Genomic DNA, 255 nt, shown 5'->3' with positions numbered 1-255 from the left:
CGTCATCAACCGTGACGGTGATGGTGTCGGTGACTTTTTCGCCGTCCTTCAGGGCCTGGACCTTGTCGCTGCTGTTGTCCAGCTCGAACTTCCAGTTGCCGCTCTGGTCGACGGTGAAGGTGCCGTATTGGCCCTTGCCGTCGTTGCTGACGGTCCAGGTGTGGGTGTCGCTGGTGTCGACGTCGCTGACGTCGAGCTTGCCGGTGGCGCTGGTGGCGCCGTCCTCGGTCACGGCGCCATCGGTCTTGCCGCTCA

At 63.9% G+C, this 255-nt stretch carries 1 protein-coding gene; it reads right to left on the bottom strand.

Annotated features, from left to right (window positions below; all coding sequences use genetic code 11):
- A partial coding sequence (locus tag AC6LKG_RS26630; protein ID WP_498170010.1) for a VCBS domain-containing protein occupies positions 1 to 255 on the bottom strand: 255 nt, incomplete at both ends.

The organism is Achromobacter sp. 46006 (assembly GCF_059761975.1).
This window is presented reverse-complemented; position numbering and strand designations above follow the sequence as displayed.